Consider the following 5,064-nt stretch of genomic DNA (forward strand, 5'->3'; position numbering starts at 1 on the left):
GCTGAAGGCTGGCGCCAGGGTGGCGACCACGCCCCGCACCAGGGCCGACGGGAAGTAGGCAAACGCGAAGCTCAGAAACATGAGCACCGCGGTGCGGGGCAGCAGGGTCACTGGAGTACCTTCGTGCTGCGCACTCCGGCATTCGCCCTTGGGGCGGCCCGGCGCGCTCATGAGGGCAGCTTCAGGCTCTCAAAAAAGCTGGCCACGGCCTCGCCGTTGGGTTGCACACCCATCACCGTGGCCTGAAAGACCCAGGTACCCCGAACGAAAAACCCACTTTCCAGCGTGACCACGGCCCCGTCGGGCAGCCTGCCCTGCACACGCACCCGCTCGGCCTGCGGGTTGGGGGTCATGCCGGGAACGTTCATCGGGCCCAGCGACAGCGCCGGTGCGCCCAGGTTGGCCACCGAGGCACTGCGCAGCGAGGCGAGCGAGGCCGTCACGCGCGCCGGGTCGGCCACGTCGGCAAAGGCCAGCGCCCACGTCGCGTCGCCAGCGCGGCAGGCCGCCAGCACCATGCGCACCCGCGCGCCATCGAGCGTCACCATGCGGGCGTCGGCCGATGGCTTGCAGGGGAACCTCGCGACCGCGCCGCTGCCCTCGGGGCGCACCTCGCGCCAGTCGAGTGTGGGTGAGCACGAGCACAGCAGCGCAAGCAGTGTCAACGCGGCCAAGCGGCCGCCACGGGCAAGGTTCCAGAGCATCGCGGCATTATCGGGTGGGCTGCATGACAATCTTTGGATGAGCGCACTTCCCACTCCCAGCCCCGCCACCACCCCGCAGCCGCTGGCCGGCGTGCGCGTCCTTGATCTGTCGCGGGTGCTGGCCGGTCCCTGGTGCACCCAGACATTGGCCGACCTGGGGGCCGACGTCATCAAGATAGAACGGCCCATGAAAGACGGAGTGGGCGGCGACGACACCCGCGGCTGGGGCCCGCCCTTCCTCAAAGACCGCGACGGCCACGACACCGCCGAAGCGGCCTACTACCTCGGCACCAACCGCAACAAGCGCTCGATCACGGTCGACATCGCCCAGCCCGAAGGCCAGGCGCTGATCCGCCGCCTGGCTGGCCAGTGCGACGTGTTCATCGAAAACTTCAAGGTGGGCGACATGGCCCGCTACGGGCTCGATGCCGCTTCGCTGCGCACGCTCTACCCGCGCCTGGTCTATTGCTCGGTCACCGGCTTCGGCCAGACCGGCCCTTACCGCGAGCGCGCGGGCTACGACTACGCCATTCAAGGCATGGGCGGCCTGATGAGCGTGACCGGCGAGCGCGATGACCTGCCCGGCGGCGGCCCGCAAAAAGTGGGCGTGGCGGTGGCCGACCTGTTCACCGGCATGTACGCCACGGTCGCCATCCTGGCCGCGCTGCGCCACCGCGACGCCACCGGCGAGGGCCAAGCCGTCGACATGGCCTTGCTCGACACCCAGGTCGCGATGCTCGCCAACCTGGGCGCCAACTACCTCGCGACCGGCGTGGCGCCCGGGCGCATCGGCAATGCGCACCAGAACATCGTGCCGTATCAGGTGTTCGAGACCTCCGACGGCCACTTGATTCTGGCCGTGGGCAATGACAGCCAGTTCGCCAAGTTCTGCGGCGTGGCCGGCCGCCCCGACCTGGCGCAAGACCCGCGCTTCATTAAGAACGCCGACCGGGTGCGCCACCGTGCCAGCCTGGTGCCTTTGCTGGCTGACATATTGAAGAGCCGCAAAAAGTATGACTGGCTGCCCGCCCTCGAAGCCGCCAAGGTGCCCTGCGGCGCCATCAACAACCTCGCCGAGGTGTTTGCCGACCCGCATGTGCAGGCGCGCGACATGACTGTTTCGATGGCGCACCCACTGACCGACACATTACAACTGGTCTCCAGCCCGATGAAACTGTCGGCGACGCCGGTTCAGTACCGCCGCCCGCCGCCGCTCCTGGGCGAACACACCGAGGAGGTGTTGCGCGAGCTGGGCTGGAGCGCCGCCGAGCTGGCCGCCCTACGTAAAACAGCGGCCATTTAGACCTCCGCCCCCGTGGAAACGGCCCCCCAAGTCCGGGGGAGGAGCGAGCTTGCCTTGCCACAGCGCGCCCAAGTCAAGGGACACTGGCGACAAGTTTTGGCACCTTTGTGACGAAATCTGTTTGCTTGAGGCCCCCATGGACATGACCGACTTGATGCACCGCGCGCCCGTTGCGGTGGCACCAGCCCCCCAAGAAGAAGCGCCCGTCGAGCCCGACCACTGGCGTGACGTCGTCAGCGAAATGAGCGCCGAGATCGCCGGCCCGCTGACCGCCGCGCTGGACCGTGTGCAAACCCTGGTCACCACCGGCCGCATCGACCGTTCCAGCCTGCGTGCCTTGGGCGACGAGATCCAGCGGGCCCGCCAGGTCAGCATGTCGGGCCAACAGATCGCCCGCCTGGCGTCGGGCCGGCTGCGCCAGACCCACGAGCGCCTGCCGCTCACCGAAACGCTGAAAGACGTGCTGACCGAGCGCAACCGCGAAACCCAGGCGCGCGGCATCCACATCAAGCAGGTGCTGCGCCCGGTCGAGGTGGTGGTGGACGCCTCGCTGCTGTTCAGCCTGCTCAACACCTTGCTCAGCTGGAGCATGGAACACGCCCGCTCAGGCATCGAATTCCGCATCGACGTGAAGACCTGGCCCACCCACGCGCGCCTGGCGACCAAGTTTGCCTATCGCCCGGCGGACCAGCACACCGAAGCCGCCGACGAGCCCGCGCTGCAGGCCGTGCTCGACTCCATGACCTGGCGCCTGGTGCAACAAACCGCCTGGACCATGGGGCTGCCCATCGAACGCAAGATCGATGGCGCCGAGGTGCACCTGACCTTCGAATTCCCGCGCACCGTGAGCGACCAGCTCGAAGGGGTGAGCGCCATTGAGCTCGACCAGGGCTTCTCGAACTCGCTGCACGCCAAGCCGCTCTCGGGCAGCCAGGTGCTGGTGGTGGCCTCGCGGCGCGACGTGCGTGTGCAGGTGCGAGACGCCATCCGCAACATGGGCCTGATCGTCGACTTCGTGAACTCGGTCGACGAAGCGCGCGAGTTCTGCCGTGGCGGCCTGCCGCACGCGATCATCATCGAGTCGGTGCTGCGTGGCGACCGTTTCAACGAGCTGCGCGGTGAGGTCGACGCCGACGGCGCCGAGGTGGTGTTCATCGAGATCATCGAAGAGGGCAACACCTTCGAGATCTCGGGCTTTGGCGGCTTGAGCATGGCGCGTGTGGGGCGCGACGCGATCCTCACGTCGCTGCCCTCGGCGCTGATGTTCGAGCTGGCGAAAACCGTCTGACCTATTTCAGACTGCCGAACACCTTCCTGAGGATCGCGCTGCCGGTGGCCACCGGGTTGGCGCGAATCTTCTTCTCCTCTTCACCGATCATCAAATACAGCCCGTCGAGCGCCTTCTCGGTCACATAGGCCTGGATGCTGGCATCTTGCTGTTTGAGCAGACCCAGTTTGGCGGCCCGCTTCGCCACCGAGTTGTATTTGTCGACCAGCGACACCCTTTCGGTTGCCTTGGTCACGATGGGCAAAAACTTCACGCCCAGCGGGTCGCGGGTCTTGTTGGCAAAAAACTGGGTCACCGAATCGTCGCCACCGGTGATCACCTGCCGGGCGTCTTCCACGCTCATGCCCTTCACGGCGGCGACCAGCAGCGCCTTGGCTTCGGGCACGGCCGCCTCAGCGGCGCGGTTCATCGCCGTTTCCAGCGCATCAATGCGCTTTTGCTGGCCGGTGACCTTGAGCAGCTTGACCGCATCGTCGAGAAAACTCGGCAAGGGAATGCGAACCTTCGGGTTGCCGAGGAATCCATCGGTCTTGCCCAGCAGGCCCACCGCCACCGTGGCGCCGCGCTCCAAGGCAACGCGGATGCCCGAGGCGGCATCGGTCTCGCTCAAGCCAGCCGCCGAAGCACGCCCCCAGGCACCCAAGCCCAGGCTTGCGAGGGCGACTGACATAATCTTTCTGCGCTGCATGAGTACATCCTGATGAAGTTGACCCGCCATCTTGCCGTCGGCCTCGTTGTTTTGGCAATCGCCGCCACTGCCGCGCTCTCGTATTTTTCAAGCCGCGTTGAGATGGCGCCCGATGCCACCTTCACGCGCATGGACGGCACGCCCGCGCGCATCAGCCAGCTGCAGGGCAAGGTGGTGCTGGTGAACTTCTGGGCCACCAGCTGCACCACCTGCGTCAAGGAAATGCCGCAACTGGTCGCCACGCACCAGAAGTTCAGCACCCGCGGTTTCGAGACGCTCGCGGTGGCGATGAGCTACGACCCACCCGCCTCGGTGGTGCATTTCACCGAATCACGCCGCCTGCCCTTCACCGTGGTGATCGACAACACCGGCGCGGTGGCGCGCAGCTTCGGCGACGTGAAGCTCACGCCCACCACGGTGCTGATCAACAAACGCGGCGAAATCGTCAAACGCTACGTCGGCGAGCCCGACTTTGCGGCGATGAATCAGTTGATCGAGGCCTTGCTGACCGAGGCCTGAGTTCTTGCGGTTCGGCGCTTGCCCTCACGGTCGAGAAAGGCAAACACCGAATTGAGCACCGTCTCGGCCGTGCTCGACAGCGGGTCGGCCCGATAGCTCGCAAACACCGGCAGCGGTTGCAGCGCCTGGTCGCAGCGCAACAGGGCCAGCTCGCTGTACTGCAGCAGGCGCTGCACCGCAATGCGCGGCAGCGTGGCAATGCCAAAGCCGTTGACCACCAACTGCGTCATGGCCGAGATCGACGAGATCGTGTGCACGCGCTTGGGCAGCACGCCCGTCTGGCGAAACAGGTCCATCAGGGCCACGTGCGGCTGCGAGCCCCGCTGGAAGGTCAGCAGGTCGTACTCGGCCAGCTGCGCCAGCGTGTAGCGGCGGCGCTTGTGGATCTGCGCGTTGCCCACGAAGGCCATCTCCATGGGCGGCAAGGGGCGCGTTCTCACACTCTCGTGCGAAGCAGGCAAGGCGGCGAACACCAGGTCGAGCGTGCCGCGGCGCATCAGCTCGGTCAGCACCGGCGTGGTTTCGACCGACAGCTCCAGCTCCAGCTCGGGGTGCTCGATGC

6 protein-coding genes are annotated in these 5,064 nt (G+C 66.6%); 3 read left to right on the forward strand and 3 right to left on the reverse strand.

Going from position 1 to position 5,064, the window contains the following annotated elements:
• Positions 1-167: 167 nt before the first annotated feature.
• Positions 168-704 carry a hypothetical protein gene (locus RMO40_RS00410; RefSeq protein WP_309714864.1) on the reverse strand — a complete coding sequence of 179 codons (537 nt, stop codon included), beginning with the start codon at positions 702-704 and terminating at the stop codon, positions 168-170.
• A 37-nt stretch (positions 705-741) separates the two neighbouring features.
• Here RMO40_RS00410 and RMO40_RS00415 point away from each other — a divergent pair, with 37 nt between their 5' ends.
• Together RMO40_RS00415 and RMO40_RS00420 are read left to right on the forward strand one after the other, a co-directional pair.
• Positions 742-2,007, forward strand: a complete 1,266-nt coding sequence (locus tag RMO40_RS00415; RefSeq protein WP_309714866.1) for a CoA transferase — start codon at positions 742-744, stop codon at positions 2,005-2,007.
• Positions 2,008-2,143: 136 nt separating this feature from the next.
• Positions 2,144-3,295, forward strand: coding sequence for a hypothetical protein (locus tag RMO40_RS00420; RefSeq protein ID WP_309714867.1), 1,152 nt, complete (start codon positions 2,144-2,146; stop codon positions 3,293-3,295).
• A gap of 1 nt (position 3,296) precedes the next feature.
• Here the strand turns inward: RMO40_RS00420 and RMO40_RS00425 are convergent, their stop codons facing one another.
• The gene (locus tag RMO40_RS00425) at positions 3,297-3,983 is read right to left on the reverse strand and encodes a DUF4197 family protein (protein ID WP_309714868.1); all 687 of its coding nucleotides are present in this window, start codon (positions 3,981-3,983) and stop codon (positions 3,297-3,299) included.
• Positions 3,984-3,995: 12 nt separating this feature from the next.
• Here RMO40_RS00425 and RMO40_RS00430 point away from each other — a divergent pair, with 12 nt between their 5' ends.
• A complete protein-coding gene (locus RMO40_RS00430; protein ID WP_309714869.1) occupies positions 3,996-4,502 on the forward strand; it encodes a redoxin family protein in 507 nt (168 codons plus the stop codon).
• Here RMO40_RS00430 and RMO40_RS00435 read toward each other — a convergent pair.
• Positions 4,469-5,064: LysR substrate-binding domain-containing protein (locus RMO40_RS00435; protein WP_309714870.1), on the reverse strand; the 596-nt coding region annotated here is incomplete at its 5' end. The two genes, RMO40_RS00430 and RMO40_RS00435, sit on opposite strands and share 34 nt — an antisense overlap.

The sequence above is a fragment of the Rhizobacter sp. genome (genome assembly GCF_031412075.1).
Taxonomy (GTDB): Bacteria; Pseudomonadota; Gammaproteobacteria; order Burkholderiales; family Burkholderiaceae_C; genus Rhizobacter.